The sequence below is a fragment of the Paracoccus sediminilitoris genome, assembly GCF_003259195.1.
Taxonomy (GTDB): Bacteria; Pseudomonadota; Alphaproteobacteria; order Rhodobacterales; family Rhodobacteraceae; genus Paracoccus; species Paracoccus sediminilitoris.
In genome coordinates this window covers 1-360 of the sequence record NZ_QJPK01000092.1, presented here as the reverse complement: position 1 = coordinate 360, position 360 = coordinate 1, and the positions used below count along the sequence as shown (strand labels likewise).

The following is a 360-nucleotide window of genomic DNA, read 5'->3' as shown; positions in this document are numbered from 1 at the left end:
CTGACCTGCCAGTGAACGTTCATCCAGCTGTGACCGGATCCCGGTTGGTATTTACGCCGATTGGCGCGGGTTGAGCAATCGCCCGGCGCGGGGAGGTTTCATCTCGCGCAGCGGGGCGGGCGATTGCGGTGGTGAGGGCCAGCGCGTAGTCAGCCGGGGTCTGGTAATCCAAGGCCGAATGCGGGCGCTCGGTGTTGTCGTCGGCGGCCCAGTCAGCGATCACAACACGCGCGTGAGCCAGGTTGCGGAAGATGGTCTCATTGAGCAGCTCATCGCGCATCCGACCGTTGAAACTCTCGACGAAGCCCCTCGCCATGGTCCTCGGACCGGTGGCGGACACATGGCTCGATGCATCGGCTT

At 64.2% G+C, this 360-nt stretch carries 1 protein-coding gene; it reads right to left on the bottom strand.

The features are described 5' to 3' along the window. Window positions 1-19 precede the first annotated feature (19 nt). The coding region (locus DKT70_RS17700; protein WP_146612704.1) for an integrase core domain-containing protein at window positions 20-360 on the bottom strand (341 nt) is incomplete at its 5' end.